Annotated in this window: 18 protein-coding genes and 1 pseudogene; 17 read left to right on the plus strand and 2 right to left on the minus strand. The window is 51.7% G+C overall.

Features of this window, described 5'->3' with window-relative positions; translation table 11 throughout:
• The first annotated feature begins 91 nt into the window (after positions 1 to 91).
• Positions 92 to 1,138 carry an aromatic ring-hydroxylating dioxygenase subunit alpha gene (locus NST43_RS10685; protein ID WP_339224315.1) on the plus strand — a complete coding sequence of 349 codons (1,047 nt, stop codon included), beginning with the start codon at positions 92 to 94 and terminating at the stop codon, positions 1,136 to 1,138.
• Positions 1,139 to 1,252: 114 nt separating this feature from the next.
• On the opposite strand, the gene NST43_RS10690 is transcribed toward NST43_RS10685, so the two are convergent.
• Both NST43_RS10690 and NST43_RS10695 read right to left on the minus strand, forming a co-directional pair.
• Entirely contained in the window at positions 1,253 to 1,858 is a 606-nt protein-coding gene (locus NST43_RS10690) for a histidine phosphatase family protein (RefSeq protein WP_339224317.1), read from the minus strand.
• Between the two features lie 257 nt (positions 1,859 to 2,115).
• Positions 2,116 to 3,102, minus strand: a complete 987-nt coding sequence (locus NST43_RS10695) for a zinc-binding alcohol dehydrogenase family protein (protein WP_339224318.1) — start codon at positions 3,100 to 3,102, stop codon at positions 2,116 to 2,118.
• A 175-nt stretch (positions 3,103 to 3,277) separates the two neighbouring features.
• Here NST43_RS10695 and NST43_RS10700 point away from each other — a divergent pair, with 175 nt between their 5' ends.
• The 16 genes and pseudogenes from NST43_RS10700 (at position 3,278) to NST43_RS10775 (ending at position 17,312) form a co-directional block, all read left to right on the plus strand.
• On the plus strand, positions 3,278 to 3,733 hold the full coding sequence (locus NST43_RS10700; RefSeq protein ID WP_339224320.1) for a MarR family transcriptional regulator: 456 nt from the start codon (positions 3,278 to 3,280) through the stop codon (positions 3,731 to 3,733).
• Positions 3,734 to 3,778: 45 nt separating this feature from the next.
• Entirely contained in the window at positions 3,779 to 4,129 is a 351-nt protein-coding gene (locus tag NST43_RS10705) for a metalloregulator ArsR/SmtB family transcription factor (protein WP_339224322.1), read from the plus strand.
• 150 nt (positions 4,130 to 4,279) lie between these two features.
• Positions 4,280 to 4,945, plus strand: a complete 666-nt coding sequence (locus NST43_RS10710; protein ID WP_339224324.1) for a TetR/AcrR family transcriptional regulator — start codon at positions 4,280 to 4,282, stop codon at positions 4,943 to 4,945.
• A complete protein-coding gene (locus NST43_RS10715; RefSeq protein WP_339224326.1) occupies positions 4,938 to 6,218 on the plus strand; it encodes an MFS transporter in 1,281 nt (426 codons plus the stop codon). Before NST43_RS10710 ends, NST43_RS10715 begins: the two co-directional genes overlap by 8 nt.
• Before the next feature lie 3 nt (positions 6,219 to 6,221).
• On the plus strand, positions 6,222 to 8,540 hold the full coding sequence (locus NST43_RS10720) for an ABC transporter permease (RefSeq protein ID WP_339224328.1): 2,319 nt from the start codon (positions 6,222 to 6,224) through the stop codon (positions 8,538 to 8,540).
• A gap of 9 nt (positions 8,541 to 8,549) precedes the next feature.
• Positions 8,550 to 9,308 carry an ABC transporter ATP-binding protein gene (locus NST43_RS10725; RefSeq protein ID WP_339224330.1) on the plus strand — a complete coding sequence of 253 codons (759 nt, stop codon included), beginning with the start codon at positions 8,550 to 8,552 and terminating at the stop codon, positions 9,306 to 9,308.
• Between the two features lie 74 nt (positions 9,309 to 9,382).
• Positions 9,383 to 10,096, plus strand: coding sequence for an ABC transporter ATP-binding protein (locus tag NST43_RS10730; protein ID WP_339224332.1), 714 nt, complete (start codon positions 9,383 to 9,385; stop codon positions 10,094 to 10,096).
• Positions 10,089 to 11,687, plus strand: coding sequence for a hypothetical protein (locus NST43_RS10735; protein ID WP_339224334.1), 1,599 nt, complete (start codon positions 10,089 to 10,091; stop codon positions 11,685 to 11,687). The genes NST43_RS10730 and NST43_RS10735 overlap by 8 nt, the downstream gene beginning before the upstream one ends.
• A 54-nt stretch (positions 11,688 to 11,741) precedes the next feature.
• Entirely contained in the window at positions 11,742 to 11,924 is a 183-nt protein-coding gene (locus tag NST43_RS10740) for a hypothetical protein (protein WP_339224336.1), read from the plus strand.
• Positions 11,884 to 12,828, plus strand: coding sequence for a serine hydrolase domain-containing protein (locus tag NST43_RS10745; RefSeq protein WP_339224338.1), 945 nt, complete (start codon positions 11,884 to 11,886; stop codon positions 12,826 to 12,828). The genes NST43_RS10740 and NST43_RS10745 overlap by 41 nt, the downstream gene beginning before the upstream one ends.
• A 56-nt stretch (positions 12,829 to 12,884) precedes the next feature.
• Positions 12,885 to 13,325 carry a MerR family transcriptional regulator gene (locus tag NST43_RS10750; RefSeq protein WP_339224339.1) on the plus strand — a complete coding sequence of 147 codons (441 nt, stop codon included), beginning with the start codon at positions 12,885 to 12,887 and terminating at the stop codon, positions 13,323 to 13,325.
• Positions 13,321 to 13,661 (plus strand): annotated as a pseudogene (gene tnpA, locus NST43_RS10755) (IS200/IS605 family transposase). Before NST43_RS10750 ends, tnpA begins: the two are co-directional and overlap by 5 nt.
• The gene (locus NST43_RS10760) at positions 13,648 to 14,736 is read left to right on the plus strand and encodes a transposase (RefSeq protein WP_339224340.1); all 1,089 of its coding nucleotides are present in this window, start codon (positions 13,648 to 13,650) and stop codon (positions 14,734 to 14,736) included. Before tnpA ends, NST43_RS10760 begins: the two are co-directional and overlap by 14 nt.
• Positions 14,737 to 14,892: 156 nt before the next feature.
• Positions 14,893 to 15,375 carry a GNAT family N-acetyltransferase gene (locus NST43_RS10765; protein WP_339224342.1) on the plus strand — a complete coding sequence of 161 codons (483 nt, stop codon included), beginning with the start codon at positions 14,893 to 14,895 and terminating at the stop codon, positions 15,373 to 15,375.
• A 371-nt stretch (positions 15,376 to 15,746) separates the two neighbouring features.
• On the plus strand, positions 15,747 to 16,685 hold the full coding sequence (locus NST43_RS10770) for a ring-cleaving dioxygenase (RefSeq protein ID WP_339224344.1): 939 nt from the start codon (positions 15,747 to 15,749) through the stop codon (positions 16,683 to 16,685).
• Positions 16,686 to 16,718: 33 nt separating this feature from the next.
• A complete protein-coding gene (locus tag NST43_RS10775; protein ID WP_339224346.1) occupies positions 16,719 to 17,312 on the plus strand; it encodes a flavin reductase family protein in 594 nt (197 codons plus the stop codon).
• Positions 17,313 to 17,464: the final 152 nt, after the last annotated feature.

The following is a 17,464-nucleotide window of genomic DNA, read 5'->3' on the forward strand; positions in this document are numbered from 1 at the left end:
ATCAGCTTAAAATACACTCAACAAGTCAGTTATTCTGACATATAATTAAGCAATCTTATATATCTTTAATATAGGGAGAGGTGGGGCAGCCATGATAGAGGAAAAGAAACGGCAGGCAGAGCTTGAACTCCCGCGTGATTGCACCTTCTCGCCTGAAGACTGGCGTATTCTGGCCCAGTACTGGTATCCGGTGGCCACCGCAGCAGAGGTACAGGATCAGCCGGTGGCCGTGAAGCTGCTGGATATGAAGCTGGTATGCTACCGCAGCGGAGGCAAGGTGGTTATTGCCCGGGATCTGTGTTTTCACCGGGGAGCCCCGCTGAGTAAGGGATGGGTGGAGAACGGGGAGATTGTCTGCCCGTATCACGGGTTCCGCTATAATTGTGAGGGGAAATGTACTGCGGTACCGGCACATCCAAGCGCCAAAATCTCGCCCAAATTGAAATTGATCGTCTATCCGGCCATCGAACGCTACGGTCTGATCTGGACCTGCCTGGCAGATGCGCCGGAGCAGATTCCCGCCTTCCCGGCCTGGGATGATCCCGACTATCTTAATATTCTGATCCCGAGCTTCGATATTGCCGGCTCCTCCGGGCGGCAGATGGAGGGCTTCCTCGATGTGTCCCATTTCGCCTACGTGCATACGGCAACCTTCGGTGACCGCAATAATACAGAGGTCCCCCAGTACAAGGTGTGGCGTGAAGGAGAGACGGAGCTGGTGGCCGAATACTGGAGCACGGTCAGCAACTATGGCAAAGGGCAAGAGAATCCTGCGCCGGAAGGCTTCCAGTGGCTGCGGGAGTTCCGTGTATTCGCACCGTTCGCCGCTTCGTTGACGGTCTATTTTCCGGATGAGGGCAGGCTGAAGATTCTGAATTGTGCTTCTCCGGTGTCGGCCCGTTATACCCGGCTGTTCTGCCCGATCTCACGTAACTTTGACAAGAATGCCCCCTTGGAGGACACGGTGAAGTTCAATCTGCAGGTGTTCAAGGAGGACGCGGAGATGGTGGAATCGCAGACGCCGGAGGATCTGCCGCTGGATCTGCAGGCCGAAGCCCATATTCCGGCAGACCGGACCTCTATTGCCTATAGACAGCTGCTAAGCAGCCTGGGGCTGGGACAGAATTATACGTCCTGAGCATTATTAACAGCACACGCCCGGCAGCAGAGAGCAGAATCTCGGCAGCCGGGCGTGTGCTGTTGTGTTGATTGGGTGGAGGCTGCCTGCGAAACGCAAAGCTAGCGGCAGCAGCTACACCGTATAATTTTCCAGCGAAAGGCTCCATCTTCCGTCCACAAGCTCGATTCTGTGCAGGCTGGCATAGGAAGCAGGGAATTTACTGCCCCGGTTATTCCAGTCGATCCCTTTGATTATATGGTAAATGATATTTATGACACCGCCGTGTGTAACGATAATCAGGTTATCATCGGGGCCGCTGTCCGCACACTCTTCGCAGAACCGGGTGACGGTCTCCTGAATCCGTGTGAAGAATTCGAGCGGACTCTCTCCATCAGGGTAACGCTCGTCCATCCGCAGTCCTGAGAAGTATAGACCTGGATACCGTTCATTCACGATTTCGTTCGGCATACCGGCGATCACGCCATTGTTCATCTCCCGCCAATCCATACTGTGCTCTAAGGGTAACTCCAGCTCTCTTGCCAGCTCACCTGCTGTATCCAGCGCGCGTTGCAGATCGCTGCTGACTATACGCTTTATGTTGAATAAGGAATGCTTCTCTTTCAGGTAGCGGCCAAGTTTCTCGGCTTGTCTGTAACCCTGGGTATTCAGCCCCCGCTGGCTCCATCCGCCGCGATATCCTTCGTCGTCCTTGCCGTGTCTTACCAGATATATTGCCAACTGCTCCTCGGCCCCCTGTTCTATGATGCGTAAGTATGATTCCTTAAAAGGTTCCTACAAGAAGGATATCCTGCTAAGTCTATCACTTACTTTCCAGAATGTTCAAGAACAGAAGTTACAATCGGAGCAACGCAGCTTGACAATACCCGGACATAGCTTGCTTAGAGGGTTCGGGAATTACTTATTTTAAAATATAAGAATGTATAGTTTCACGCATTGCATTATCCTTCTATTTCTCGCTGAAACGTTACCGTCCTTTAAAAGGACGGCAAATCCGTTTCTGCTTGCGGCACGAAGACAATACGCTGCTGACTATCGGCTGAAGTCTTCCATACTTGTTCAATTTGCGATAGCGGATAAACGATGGGGTTCGCTGTAAGCTGCCCCTCTGCAATCGCTTGGATCAACGCCGGGAATTCCGCCAGATATCCGGCTGGAGTGACGGACCCCTGGCCGCTGCCGATGATCTGGAAGTTGGCAGAGCGGAGTGCAGCGGAAGGGATCGCGGCGTCTGCGCCGGCCATGGAACCGATCTGAATCCAGGTTAACAGCCGGCTGCGGTCGGACCGGCGGGTTAATATCGGGAGCATGGAGAGTGCAGCAGGCTCACCCCACAGATAATCGAGAACGATATCAACTTCGGCTGAGGCTTCACCAAGGCTCCGGGCCGCTGTCATGGGATCTCCGGCAAGCGATAAGACAACATCCGCCCCATGCTGTGTAAGCGAACGGAGACGTTCCGGGTTCCGCCCGGCCGCGATGATCTGACTGGCTCCCATAAGCTTGGCGATCTGCACGGCCATTTGTCCGGAGTTGCCGGTAGCGCCCAGAATAAGCACCTTGAACCCGGGCTTAGCCTGAATCCGGCGGCGGAGAGTTACCCAGGAGGACATGGCCGGATTCATCGCGGCGGCGATGAGCACGGGATCAGCATCTGCAGGTAGCGGGACAGCGCGGCGAAGATCGATGAGGGTCTGGTCTGCGAATGATCCCTGGGCATTATCGGTGGCTACAAAATAGACCAGGTTGCCGCCCGGGAGCCGTCCAACGCCGTCAATACCGGGGATTAGCGGCAGCTCGTCCGTACTTGTGTAGTGAGAACCATTGGCTTGTGCCCGGACCCGGAGATGTAATCCGGCAGCCAGCACATCCACCAGAGCTTCGTGTTCTCCTGAAGGTGCCGGAGCTGCAATCTTTTCGTATTTCGGACCTGAATCGAATGATCTTACAACAGCAGCGTACATAAATAGGCCTCCATTTACCCGGATATTTACCCGGGTGAGTGATTTTGGTTTGTGAAACAAACTAAAAAGTTTGTAATACAAACAATATAGTTTGTATTACGTACAAAGTCAACGGCTCCTGTGGTACAATAGGAGCAAACAGGTCTAAAATATATAAAAGTGCGGAGTGAAATTAATGAGCAGTTACGATAATTCTTTTGATAAGCTGGATGATCTGTCGATGGTAGACAGCCTTGTCCAGCTCTCCTTCCTGGTGCAGAATATCCTTGCCCGAATAGGAACGGAGCATGATCTGTCGATCATTCAGATCCGTCTGCTGGGGATACTGCGCGACCGGGAGCCGGGTATGTTGCAGTTAGCCAAGCATCTGGGACTCGACAAATCCAGTATTACAGGGCTTGTTGACCGGGCGCAGCGCCGCGGGCTGGTAGAGCGTACCGTATCACAGAGTGACCGGCGGGCATTCAATGTGAGGGCTACTCCGGCAGGCTGGAAGATCATTCACGAGGTCGGGGAGCAGATCGAACGTCAGATTACGGCGGTAACCGATGGTCTTACCGGGGAGGAGCGGGCACAGATGATTGCCCTGGCCAGCAAGATTCTGGTCACTGCTCCAGGGGTGAGCCGCTGAAAAACGATAGGGTTCGTGACGATGAAGCACATAGGAGGGATTTCCATGGATCAGGCACTTATGAATGAACTGGCTTCTCAATTCAAGAATTCGCTGAAGGTACTGAATGCGGTTGGTGCCGAGACCCGGCAAGCCATCCTGATGGCCTTGCTGCAAGGGCCGCAAGATCCCGGCATGCGTGTAGGCGAGATAAGAGGGATCACCCACTTTTCCCGTCCGGCCGTGTCCCATCATCTGAGAATACTGATAGAAGCGGAGATCGTTAGCGTCCGAAAAGAAGGCACCCGCAACTATTACCGGCTGGACTCCGGAAGCAAGCTGATGGTGCTAAAAAGCTTGGTGAACGGGCTGGAAAAGGTGCTGGCACAATGCGAGCGTGAAGCAGGGATTCTCTGATCATGGAGAATCCCTGCTTCACGGTATGCGAAAAATTTAAGCTACCTTGTTCCATTCAAGCATGCTATGCTATAATTACTTACCGACAGACAGTCGGTCGGTATGAAAGTAGTTAGAACCATCCCAGCTTCACCACAAGGAGACCTGACCATGAGAGTTGTAAAAGAAGCGGAAACCCGCAGAAATGAGATTCTGGATGCAGCCGAGGAGCTGTTCGGACAGAAGGGCTTCGACGGTACCAGCACGGGCGATATTCTGGGCAGGGTCGGCATTGCGCGCGGGACGCTGTATTATCACTTCAAGTCGAAGGAGGATATTATGGACGCGCTGATTGAGCGGACGAATGCCACTATCCTTCATGCCGCGCAGCAGATTGCTGAAGATAAGAGCATACCCGTCATTGAGCGGATTCTGCGTGCGGTCATGGCGCTGAACATCAGCAGCGGAGACGGCAGCAGCACGGAGATTATGGAGCATATCCACAAGCCGCAGAATGCGCTGATGCATCAGAAAATTCAGAAGGCGGTTATCCGCAGCGTTCCGCCGATTCTAGCCCCCATCATCAGCGAGGGGATCGAGCAGGGGATATTCAATACTCCTTATCCGTATGAATGCATGGAGATAGTCGTTGTCTATGCCACCACCATTTTTGATAATGACATGGTTGAAATGACGGAGGAGGAGCGGATGTCACGCATTCTGGCCTTCATCGCCAATGTGGAACGGCTGCTTGGTGCTGCGGGCGGAAGTCTAATGAGTGTGATGCAGATGTTCGGCAGCAGTAGTGGAGCGAAGGAAAACCATGGTGATGAGTAGATCCGGCACAGGGTTTGGCAGATTCCTGTTTCTCTGGTCAGGACAACTGATTTCAGCCATCGGCAGCGGGCTCACCGCATTCGGACTGGGGATTTATACCTTGCAGCAGACCGGGCAGGCATCGGCTATGGCGCTGGTGACCCTGCTGGCATTCATGCCATCGCTGCTGCTCAGTCCAGTCGCAGGCGTGCTTGCGGACCGCTATGACCGCAGGCTGCTGATGGTACTGGGGGATACGCTCTCTGCCTTAGGTCTGATTTATATTCTGGTCTGCCTGCTGAATGGAGACGCGCAGCTGTGGCAGATCTGCTTAGGGGTGACCGTCAGCTCGGTGTTCTCCTCCTTGCTTGATCCCGCTTATAAGGCTACGATAACGGATCTGCTTACCGAGGAGCAGTATACGAAGGCCAGCGGATTTGTGCAGATTGCCGGTTCCGCGAAATATCTGATTTCGCCGCTCATTGCCGGCCTGCTGCTTACGGTCTCTGATGTGAAGCTGCTGCTGATTATCGACATCTGTACATTTTTTCTAACCGTGCCTACTACGCTTGCGGTCCGCAGCGGGCTTACCTCCAAGAAGACGGAGCAGGCACCGGCCTTCCTCCGGGAGTTTCAAGAAGGCTGGCGGGCGGTCTCGGGGAACCGGGGGGTGCTGGTGCTGGTGATTATGACCTCGGTCATGACCTTCTTCATCGGGTTCATCGAGACCTTGTCCATGCCGATGATTCTGGCGTTCTCTAATAGTGCTGTCTTGGGAACGCTTGAGACGGTCATGGCATCGGGGATGCTGGTGTCGAGTGTCATTATAGGGATGCTGCATATACAAAAAAATTTCGTACGCATGCTGGCAGTGTCGCTTTTTTGCTCAGGAATCAGTATCGCCGTCTTCGGACTGCGTGAAAATATTGTGCTGATTGGCGCTGCCGGTTTTATGTTTTTTGCCATGTTGCCTTTTACGAACACTGCACTGGATTATCTGGTCCGCACCAACATCGACAATTCCGTTCAGGGGAGAGCCTGGTCATTGATCGGACTGCTCTCACAGCTCGGATTCGTGGTGGCCTATATGCTGGCAGGTGTGCTGGCAGACTATGTATTTACTCCCTTGCTGGTAAGCGGCGGAGTTCTGGCGGATAGTGTGGGGCGGATCATCGGCACCGGCAGCGGGCGGGGGATGGGACTTCTCATCATCATTGCCGGCCTGCTGTTAAGCGCCGCTTCGGTTATGATCTATCGGCTCAAATCCATTACAAGTCTTGAGAGCAGGGGGTAACTTATGTTTTACCGAATCATCCGCAGAGATATCCGCACAAGTAAGGGAATTACGCTCACGACTATGCTGTTCGTAGCAGCTGCAGCCATGCTCGTCTCTCTGTCAGCCATTCTGGTCGTCAATCTGAGCGGGGCCATCGATCATTTGATGACACAGGCGAAGACGCCGCATTTCCTGCAGATGCATTCCGGCGAGCTGAATCAAGCCCGGCTCGCGGCCTTTGCAGAGCAGAACAATAAGGTTGAAGAACACCAGGTGCTTGATTTCCTCAATGTTGAAGGCGCGAAGATTGTCATGGACGGCCATACGCTTGCGGACAGTGTTCAGGATAACGGCTTCAGCACACAGAGCGGGAAGTTTGATTATCTGCTTGATCTGGACGGGAAAGTGATTGATGTACGGGATGGCGAGGTGTATGTCCCGATCAGTTATATGAAGGATGGCTCCGTCAAGGCCGGAGGGACGGTTACCGTGGGAGCCACAAGCCTCACCGTAGCGGGGTTCCTGCGGGATTCACAGATGAACTCACTGCTCGCTTCGTCGAAGCGGTTCCTCGTCAGCCCGGCGGATTATGCGGAGCTGGCGCAGTACGGAACCACGGAATATCTGATTGAGTTCAGGCTGAAGGACCTGTCCATGCTAGGGGCCTTCGAGACAGACTATACCGCAGCAGGACTTGAGGGGAACGGCCCGGTGATTACATATCCCCTGTTCAGAGTGCTTAATGCGATCTCTGACGGGCTGATGATTGCGCTGATCCTGCTGGCGAGCGTGCTGGTCGTTATTATTGCTTTTCTATGTATACGGTTCACCCTCATGGCTACCATCGAGAGCGATTACCGGGAGATTGGTGTCATGAAGGCCATCGGTTTGCGTGTCTCGGATCTGAAAAGAATCTATCTAGCCAAATATGCAGCGATAGCGGCTCTCGGCAGTATCCTCGGCTTGGCATTATCGTTCAGCTTCAGAGGTCTGCTGCTTGAGAATATCAGGCTGTATATGGGCGAAAGTGCGCATCCGGCACTTGCTCTGGCCTGCGGCATCCTTGGCGTACTGCTCGTATTCCTCATTATTGTTGCCTATGTGAACAGGGTGCTGAAGCGTTTCCGGAAGATTTCAACTGTCGAAGCCATCCGGTTCGGTACATCCCAGCAGACCCGGACGGGCTCCAGACGCTTTACCTTGAGCGGCAACCGGCTGCTGAACACGAATGTTTATCTTGGAGTTAAGGATGTCTTGTCCAGAAAAAGTCTATACGCAACCATGCTTGCGGTGCTCGTCATCTCTTCCTTCCTTATGATTGTGCCCCAGAACCTCTATCATACGATCTCCTCTCCAAGCTTCATTACATACATGGGCATCGGTGACAGTGATCTGCGCATGGATATCCAGCAGACGGACCATATTGCAGAGAAGGCCGCAGATATTGCGCGGGTGATGGAGCAGGATGTGATGATCTTCCGTTTTGCCGTGCTGACCACTCAGGCGCTGAACGTGAAGCTGGACAATGGTGTCGTTGAGCGGATAAAGGTTGAGCTGGGCGACCATTCCATTTTTCCGGTTGCCTATGGTGAAGGACATGGCCCGGTTGCAGCGAATGAGATTGCCCTCTCCGCCGCGAATGCCAAGGAGCTGGGCAAGCAAGCCGGTGATTCCCTGACCCTGCTCGTAGACGGAGAAGCGAAGGAGCTTACGGTGTCCGGGATTTATTCGGATGTGACTAACGGCGGGAAAACAGCCAAGGCCACCTTCACCGCGACTTCTGATCAGGCCATGTGGGCCGTGATTTATGCGGAGCTTGCAGATTCCATGCTAATCAGCAGCAAGGTGAGCGAATATGCAGAGCGGTTCAGTTATGCGAAGGTGTCCGATATCGGGGAATATGTGACGCAGACCTTCGGCTCTACCATTAGCTCAGTCGGTAAGGCTGCATGGGCTGCTCTAGCCGTGATGCTGGTTCTGAATGTACTGATTACACTCTTGTTCATGCGGATGCTGGTAGCCAAGGACCGTTACTCTATTGCCGTCATGAAATCGATGGGCTTCCGGAATTCCGATCTGACTGTACAGTATTATGCGCGTTCTATATTTGTACTGGTGACCGGGATGGTTCTGGGCACCCTGCTGGCGAACACTCTGGGGCAGATTCTTGCCGGGGCTGTGATCTCCTCCTTCGGGGCTTCGTCGTTCAAGTTCGTTGTCAATCCGCTCTCGGCGTATCTGCTGTGTCCGCTAATCATGACCGGTTCTGTACTCATCGGGGCGGTTATCGGCACATCGGGCATCGGCCGAATTCAAATATCCGGCAATATTAAGGAGTAGATCAAGCAGATGAAGAAGATTATTTCGGGTGAAAATATAACCAAACAATACGGCACCGGCGAGGAGCGCCGCAAGGTGCTGGACGAAGTATCTGTCGATATTCACGAAGGTGAATTCGTCTCGGTGATGGGACCTTCAGGCTCAGGGAAATCCACGCTCCTGTTTGCGCTGAGCGGAATGGACCGGATCGACGGGGGCCTGGTTACTTTTGAGGGCAGGGATCTGGGGATACTTGAAGAGGATGAGCTTGCGGATCTCCGCAGAACGGAAATGGGCTTCGTGTTCCAGCAGCCGACGCTAATGAAGAATCTGAACATTCTGGATAATATCATTCTGCCGTCGATGCGCGGCAACCGGAGGAAGGTTGCGGCGATTACGGATACGGCGCAGCAGCTTATGCAGAAGGTGGGCATCGCGGAGCTGGCGAAGCGAGATATCACGGAGGCTTCGGGCGGACAGCTGCAGCGGGCCGGCATCTGCCGGGCGCTGATGGGCAATCCGCGCATTATTTTCGGGGATGAGCCGACCGGCGCGCTGAATCTGAAGGCTGCCGAGGAGATCATGGACCTGCTGTCCGGGATCAATGAGGAAGGGACGGCAATCATGCTGGTCACCCATGATGCCACTGTGGCGGCCAGGACGCAGCGGATTATGTTCATGTGCGACGGCCGGATTGTCGATGAGATACGTCTGCCGAGATACAGCGGAGGGACGCTTGAGCCCCGCATGAACTTAATCACGGCGAAAATGCGGGAGATTGGGATTTAATATTGAAATGAACCATTAGCCCGGGCTGTTCGTATTATAGTTATTTGCTAACACCAAGGAAGAGGTGAGAGGAAATGCTGACGATTAGACATTTTACGAAGAGCTATAAGGGCGGCAAAAAAGCAGTAGATGATCTCAGTCTGGTAGTCGAACGGGGCGACATCTATGGCTTCATCGGGCATAACGGCGCTGGCAAGACCACGACTATCCGCGCTGTGGTGGGCGTGCTTGATTTTGAACAAGGGGAGATTGAGATTGACGGCATTTCAATTAAAAAAGATCCGTTAGCCTGTAAGGCGAAAATTGCCTACATCCCGGATAACCCGGACCTGTACGATCACCTGACGGGGATTCAGTACCTGAACTTCATCGGTGACCTCTTTAACGTATCCAAGTCCAGCCGGGAGCGGCTGATCGGGCAGTACGGCGATGCCTTCCAGCTCACAGCGAGTCTGGGCGATCTGATCTCCTCGTATTCCCACGGCATGAAGCAGAAGCTGGCCATTATCTCGGCGCTGATTCATGAGCCGAAGCTGCTGGTGCTGGATGAGCCTTTTGTCGGCCTTGATCCCAAGGCAGCGCATACGCTGAAGACCATCATGACGGATCTGTGCAGCAGGGGCAGCGCCATCTTCTTTTCCACACATGTACTAGATACGGCGGAGAAGCTCTGCAACAAAATCGCGATCATTAAGGGCGGACGGCTGATTGCCCACGGCTTAACTGAAACGGTACGGGGCGAGAACAGCCTGGAGGACGTATTCATGGAGCTGATCGATAATGATTAATGTCTGGAGATTAACGAAGCTGCAGCTGTTGTCCTCCTTCGGCCTCAATCAGGCGCTCCATACGAAAGACCCTGCCCAGAGACGCAAGGCGCTTCTGATCAGCCTCTTGGTGATAACCGGGATACTCATGATCGGAGCCGTGTCATTCGGCTACAGCTTCATGATGGCGCAGTCGTTCGAGCAGCTTGGGCGGATGGACTTATTGCTGGCAGTGATGATGGCGGTCACTTCGCTGATTGGCTTCTTCACTACGGTCTATAAGGCAAGCGGGGTATTATTCAGCTATAAAGACTACGATATGATTATGTCCCTCCCGGTGAAGACCAGCCATGTTGTGGCGAGCCGGGTGCTTCAGCTCTATGTGATGAATTTGTTCTTCACCCTGCTGATCATGCTTCCGGCGGGGGCGGTGTATGCAATACATGTGAAGCCGGGCGTGCTGTTCTATCTGTTTTTCCTATTGACGCTCTTCTTCATTACTCTGCTGCCGATTATAGCGGCTACGCTGGTGGGCACCCTCATTAGCTGGGTCTCTTCCCGGTTCCGGGCGAGCAAAATCCTGAATATGATCCTCACGTTCGCCTTCATCATTGTACTGATGCTGGGCTCGTTCACGCTCAATCAAGGGCAGCAGGCGATTGCAGATGTTGGAGCCGCCTTGGGTGATATGATCTTCAAGGTGTATCCTCCGGCTTCCGTGTATGTTGACGCAGTCTGCTCGTACCGGGTAAGCGCCTTGCTCTTCTTCATCGCGGTGTCTGTGCTGGCCTTTATGCTGTTCTCAGTCCTGCTGGCGACCCGGTACAAGGCGATTCATACAGGGCTTATGACCAGCCGCGCAAGCCGCGGATATACGATGAAGCCGTTACAGGCTAATTCAGCCTTCAAGGCCCTGTATCTAAAGGAGCTTCGGCGTTATTTCAGCTCGGTCAATTATGTGCTGAACACAGGGATCGGGATGGTGCTGCTCTTGATGATGTCCATTTCCTTATTATTCGTCAGCTCAGAGCAGCTTGGAACTATACTTGACATCCCGCAGTTGTCGGACTCCCTAAGTACGCTGAGCCCGTTGGTGATCTCTCTGTTTGTTGTTCTGAGCTGCACCACGGCCTGCTCTATTTCGCTGGAAGGCAATCATCTGTGGATCTTGACCAGCTCGCCCGTGCCCAAACCGGCGATTGTATTCAGCAAAGTGGCGGTGAATCTCACGATTACGTTACCGGTCACAGCCGTAAGCTGGGGGCTGCTGGCCTATACCCTGCGTGCCGGATGGATGGAGAGTCTATTAATGCTGGCCGTTCCGGTGATCTATGCCTGTTATTCCGCTCTGCTGGGCGTTATGGTGAACCTGAAGCTGCCCAAGCTGGACTGGACCAGTGAAGTTGCGGCGATTAAGCAGAGTGCGTCGGTGCTGGTAACGATGATTATCGGTGTCCTCACGCTGGCTGTTCCCGCCGTACTGTTCATGCTGCTTCCTGGGGTGGGCGGAAATCTCATCCTGCTGGGCTTCGGTATTCTAATGGCGGCGGTCTGCACTGGCATGTACAGATATATACAGACAAGCGGGGAGCGGTTATTTGCGAAGCTGTAGGCCCGCTTGTTGTGTACGCATCAATCACACTCAAATAAGTTAGGAGATGAATCCGTGCAGAGCCTGCGTGAGAAGCTGGAGGATTATACGAATCAGTACCTGAAGCTGTGGGATTTTTACGGCATGATTCAGGTCATCAGGAAGGGCGAGGTGCTCTTCGAGCGGGCCTGCGGGTATGCAAGCATGGAGTTTGGAATTGAAAATACGCTGGCGTCACGCTTCTCGCTCGCTTTATGATTTCTTCGGCGGAGACTACCGGCTGGACTATTCCCGGACAAGGTTCTTCCGGCAATACATTAACAAGAAGCCAACCAAGCCGGCAGGAGCAGCGTACGATTATAATAACTCCAACTACAATCTGCTGGCCTGGATCATCGAGCATGTCTCGGGGGAGAGGTATGGGGAGTTTCTGCATCATCATATCTTCCTGCCTCTAGGGATGAGCAGCACGGTGGATGACGGCTGCGCCGTGATTGAGAACAGATCCAGCAACTATATCAAAGACTTCGCGGAAACCGTCAAATGCCCGTATTATAACGAGAAGTTCAGCATCGGAGCAGGTGGTATTGTATCGGACTGTGCAGATTTGTACAAGTGGTATGTCTGTCTGCGTGACCGGCAGCTCCTGTCGCCTGCGGCCTATGAACGATTCTTCCAAGAGAACGGGAACAACTACTGCTACGGCCTGGAGCATCACCTTCTATATGGGCAAGACCGGTATTCCCATGGGGGCGATCAGCTGGGGATCTGCACGTATATGCAGCATTTTTACGCTGAAGATCTTAGCATTATCATCCTCTCGAACAATGAGGGCATCAATCAGTACAGACTCGGCAATGCGTTCGCGGATATTCTGCATCAAGTGCAGGTAGAGCCGCCGGCCCGGCATCCTGAGCTTCAACTCAGTGAGGAATGTTTAAGGGCGTACTGCGGAACCTACCTCGCAGACAAAATTCAGATCGAGTTGATCGGCGGGAAGTTGTACTTCACAAGATTCACCGGCAACGTCCATATTGAGCTCTACCCGGTAGGCGAAGGAGAATTTGTTCAGCGCTATTATGACCAGCTCCACCCCTATAAGATCACTGAGAATACGCAGGGAGAGAAGGTTTTTCTTGGATATACACGAGTTGCCCCTTGAAGTTGCCGCGGCGTCAAGTGATAGGATAGGGATGTGATCACAGGAAGGAGGGAGAAATGAACAGGACGGTTGTTACCATACAGCAATTGTCGGAGCAACTGGGGCTGACAAGCCGCACCTTGCGGCACTGGGAAGCGGAAGGATTGTTTCAGAGCTATCGGGAGGTATCCTCAGGTTGGCGTACATACGATGAACAAGCGCTTAGGTGTATCAGGATCACGGCGCTGCTGCGGAGAATGGATATCCCGATCAAAGAAATACAGGCTGTTTTGGATAAAAGTTCTGTGCCTGTGCTTAAGCAGGTTATACAGAACAGGCTAATTGCTCTACAGGCGCACCAGGAAGAACTCGAACGGGTGGGACAGCAATTACAGAAATTGGTCGAGAAAGCCCACTCCTTTAGGGGTGGTATGAATCGTCTTTGTTTAAGGGACATCCTTATGCTGTCAAAATTGACAATCCTACAGAAATACCAAAACTACCTTATCATTAATTAACTATCATTTTGTTTTTGCCCAAGATACAGACGTAAAGTGCTAGTCGATCAAGTGGAGATTCATTTTAAGCAAATCGTTATGGAGATATGTGCTGAACATGATTGGCAGCTATTCGCAATGGAGGTCATGCCTGATCATGTGCATATTGTTCTAAACGCACTGCCCACCGATTCTCCCGCAGAACTTATGGCGAAACTCAAAGGAATCACTTCCCGGCGCCTCCGTGAACAACGTAAGCACTTGAACCACTTACCTTCCCACTGGACTCGCTCCTACTTTGTCAGTACGGCAGGGAACGTTTCAAGCGAAACGATCAAACGATATGTCGAGGAATAAAAAACAAGGGGGTGAAACCCTGCAAACCGTAACGATTTCAATACGCATTTTTCCACCCCGTCCGTCTGTATTGGTGGATATGGGGAACGAATACATTCGAACCGTCAACGAATTAACGGAGCAAGCCGAAAGGTCTGGAACGTTTCCGAAATTAACTTCAAAAACCGTCCATGCCAATCTACCCTCTGCCGTAAAAAATCAAGTGATTCGAGACGCCAAAAGCCTGTTTCAGCGGTTCAAGAAAACGAAGAAACGGCCTCTTCTCCAAAAGAGGGTGTACTACGTGAACAATCAAAATTATACGATTTGGGGCAACCACATTTCTTTCCCCGTGATCCTGGATGGAAAAGTACAACGTCTTGTGGTCCCTTCACTTCTTTCGGATCGGGAGCGGGACATGCTTTCAAATGGGAAGCTTGGACTTCTGCGCGTGGTTCAAAAATCAGCGAAATGGTTTGTTCAAATTTCAATCGAACGACCGACCAAACCAGCCGATGGTCATGAAGTAATGGGGATTGATTTAGGCTTGAAAGTGCCTGCTGTTGTCGTAACCTCTAGCGGGAAGACCAAATTTTGCGGAAACGGACGTAAAAACAAATTTGTTCGCCGTAAGTACAGCAGCTATCGCCGCAAATTAGGAAAGCTTAAAAAGTTATCCGCGATCCGTAAACAGAACGACAAGGAAAGTCGTTTTATGAAAGATCAGAATCACAAAATCAGCCGCCAGATCGTGAATATGGCGATTCAAGAAAAGGTGTCTGTCATCAAGCTAGAGAAACTGACGAATATTCGTAAGACGACAAGAACAAGTCGTAAAAACGCTAAAAATCTGCATCAATGGTCGTTCTATCAGTTGCAAATGTTCATCGCATATAAAGCGACACTTGCTGGAATCCAAGTGATTGAAGTGAATCCGGCATACACCTCGCAAGCCTGTCCCTCTTGTGGAGAGCGGAACAAAGCAAAGGATCGAACGTATCATTGCAACTGCGGTTATACAGCACATCGGGATCGGGTAGGTGCCATCAACATCATGCGTCAACCTGTGGCAGATGGTAACAGTCTGCCAGCCTAGGTAGCTATAAGCTCTGATCTAGGATGGGCGAATGAACTCGCCCTTAACTTAGCAGTAGGGCAAAGCGGAAACGTATGCGCCCGCTAACTAGCTAAGAATCCCACCCTTTTAAGGGTGTGGAGGTTCAAGTGTATAGGCCATGAAATTGGGGGGACTATGAAAAAGTCAGAGGTTACACTAAGTAAAGCTACAGGGGAGGATGCGGCGGATATTCATGCTATGCAGCTTCAGGCCTTTATGCCGCTCTTGGAGAAATATCAGGATTATGAGACAAATCCGGCTAATGAAACGTTGGAGAGACTCGTAGAACGGATGAATCAGGAATTTGTTGATTACTATCTCATCCGAAACGCCGGAAATGCAGTAGGCAGCATGAGAGTCAAGAAGACAGATGAGCATCAATACTGGCTCGGTCAAATATGCGTATTGCCGCAATGTCAAGGCGAAGGCATTGCCCAGCAAGCCTTCGCCCTGATTGAAGAAATCTATGCGGATGCGAAAACGTGGGGGCTGGCGACCGTCGTGCAGGAGGAGCGTAACTGCTACTTGTATGAGAAGCTGGGCTACAGAAGGACCAATGAAACCCGGGAAATCAATGATAAGATGACCTTGTGCTATTACGAGAAAACTCTTAAGTGAAGTTAACGCCTACAGATAGAAATGCTGCATAAATTGCAACTCCGATTCATTGATATATTAGTATTCGCGAGGATTGTTGTATAAAAAGCAGGAATAATCCGCTCAGTGGCTTGGTAGATGCGGGAAAACTGCCTTTTGTGCAACAATTTTGGATTGGGGACTATACAGTGCGGAGAATATTGCAATATGTGCAGCATTCTGAATGGTAATCTGATAAAAGCGTTCCAAGCCTGTTGTTTCAACAAGTACTTGACAACTGTAACTATAGAAAGTAAAGTGAGGATATAAAATATCTTAACTTAAAGATAATATTTAACTAAATATCTTAAAGTAAAGACATATCCGAATCAATAAATAAGGAGGCAATTCAAATGAACAAACAAACCATGGGCATTCATCATATCACCGCAATTGTCGGGCATCCGCAGGAGAATATGGACTTTTATGCAGGAGTACTGGGGCTGCGGCTGGTGAAGCAAACGGTCAATTTCGATGATCCGGGAACGTATCATTTCTACTTCGGCAATAACGGAGGCAAGCCGGGAACCATTATTACCTTCTTCCCTTGGGCGGATGCGTATCCGGGCAAGATTGGCGGAGGGCAGGTCGGTGTCACCTCGTATGTCATTCCGGTAGGCGCGATGGCTTTCTGGAGAGAAAGACTGACAAAGTTCAAGGTTGCTTTTACCGAAATGGAGCGGTTCGGAGAGCAGTATCTCGAGTTCGATGATCCGCACGGTCTGCATCTGGAGCTGGTGGAACGGGAGGCGGGTGAGCGTAATGAATGGACCTTCAGCGGGGTAACCCCCGAGGTGGCGATCAAGGGCTTCGGCGGCGCAACACTGCTGTCCACGCATCCTGAACAAACGGCTGAGCTGCTGGAGAAGGTGATGGGACTTACATTGGTGGGGCAGGAAGGCGATGTCGCCCGCTACCATTCCACTGCGGACCTCGGAAATGTGGTTGAACTCAAGGTAACTGCGGTGCAGCGCGGCGAAATGGGAGTCGGCACTGTCCATCATATCGCCTGGAGAGCGAAGGATGACCAGGATCAGCTTGAATGGCAGGAATATGTGCAGGATAATGGATATGGGGTAACGCCGGTGCAGGACCGGAATTATTTCAACGCCATCTACTTCAGAGAGCATGGGGAGATTCTGTTCGAGATCGCTACCGATCCTCCAGGCTTCGCCCATGATGAATCCCCGGAAACAATGGGCAGTCGCCTGATGTTGCCGGAACAATATGAGCCGCACAGAGAACAGCTTAAGCAGGTACTGCTGCCATTCACATTAAGAGAGCTTGTCTAATTCAGCTTATATACAAAAAGAGGAGGCACGATCATGATTTCAATTGATCCTATACACAATACCGAACGGGATAATTATAAGCTGCTGGTCGGGAGCATTATTCCGCGGCCGATCGCTTTTGTCACCACGCTGGGGGATGAGGGGGTATTGAACGGTGCGCCGTTCAGCTACTTCAATATCGTATCCTCCAACCCGCCGATGATCTCCGTCTCTATTCAGCATGCCGGGGGGCAGTCCAAGGATACAGCGCGGAATATTAAGCAAACGAAGGAATTCGTGGTTCATATTGTGGATCAGCAGAATGTCGGGCAGGTGAATATGACTGCGGCTCCTCTGCCGCCGGATCAGAGTGAGGTTTCTCTAGCCGGACTGACGCCTGTGGATAGCCTGCACATTGGCGTACCGGGGATTAAGGAATCGAAGGTGCGGATGGAATGTGTGCTGGAGCATTGCCTGGAGCTGCCTAATAATGATCTGATTATCGGCAGGGTAGTGCAGTTTCATATTGACGAAGAGATCTACGAACAGGGAAGAATTGATCCGGTACAATTAGGGGCGGTAAGCCGGTTGGCCGGGAATAACTATGCGGGGATCGGGGAGATTTTTGAGATTGAGAGACCGGTATAATAGGACAAGGTCATCATATGAACAACAAAGCCCTGGCGCAAGCGCCAGGGCTAATTATGTAGGAAAAATTATTGCATACAAAGAAATAATATGCTAATGTTATAAGACTGTTGACTACTTTTATTAAAACAGATCGGAGGTAACGCATCTTA

The sequence above is a fragment of the Paenibacillus sp. FSL H8-0332 genome (assembly GCF_037963835.1).
GTDB lineage: Bacteria > Bacillota > Bacilli > Paenibacillales > Paenibacillaceae > Paenibacillus_AQ > Paenibacillus_AQ rhizoplanae.

Coding starts and splice junctions, on each gene's coding strand:
- NST43_RS10685 (WP_339224315.1), top strand. CDS start 92: ATGATAGAGGAAAAGAAACGGCAGGCAGAGCTTGAACTCCCGCGTGAT.
- NST43_RS10695 (WP_339224318.1), bottom strand. CDS start 3,102: ATGTACGCTGCTGTTGTAAGATCATTCGATTCAGGTCCGAAATACGAA.
- NST43_RS10700 (WP_339224320.1), top strand. CDS start 3,278: ATGAGCAGTTACGATAATTCTTTTGATAAGCTGGATGATCTGTCGATG.
- NST43_RS10705 (WP_339224322.1), top strand. CDS start 3,779: ATGGATCAGGCACTTATGAATGAACTGGCTTCTCAATTCAAGAATTCG.
- NST43_RS10710 (WP_339224324.1), top strand. CDS start 4,280: ATGAGAGTTGTAAAAGAAGCGGAAACCCGCAGAAATGAGATTCTGGAT.
- NST43_RS10715 (WP_339224326.1), top strand. CDS start 4,938: ATGAGTAGATCCGGCACAGGGTTTGGCAGATTCCTGTTTCTCTGGTCA.
- NST43_RS10720 (WP_339224328.1), top strand. CDS start 6,222: ATGTTTTACCGAATCATCCGCAGAGATATCCGCACAAGTAAGGGAATT.
- NST43_RS10725 (WP_339224330.1), top strand. CDS start 8,550: ATGAAGAAGATTATTTCGGGTGAAAATATAACCAAACAATACGGCACC.
- NST43_RS10730 (WP_339224332.1), top strand. CDS start 9,383: ATGCTGACGATTAGACATTTTACGAAGAGCTATAAGGGCGGCAAAAAA.
- NST43_RS10735 (WP_339224334.1), top strand. CDS start 10,089: ATGATTAATGTCTGGAGATTAACGAAGCTGCAGCTGTTGTCCTCCTTC.
- NST43_RS10750 (WP_339224339.1), top strand. CDS start 12,885: ATGAACAGGACGGTTGTTACCATACAGCAATTGTCGGAGCAACTGGGG.
- NST43_RS10760 (WP_339224340.1), top strand. CDS start 13,648: ATGTCGAGGAATAAAAAACAAGGGGGTGAAACCCTGCAAACCGTAACG.
- NST43_RS10765 (WP_339224342.1), top strand. CDS start 14,893: ATGAAAAAGTCAGAGGTTACACTAAGTAAAGCTACAGGGGAGGATGCG.
- NST43_RS10770 (WP_339224344.1), top strand. CDS start 15,747: ATGAACAAACAAACCATGGGCATTCATCATATCACCGCAATTGTCGGG.
- NST43_RS10775 (WP_339224346.1), top strand. CDS start 16,719: ATGATTTCAATTGATCCTATACACAATACCGAACGGGATAATTATAAG.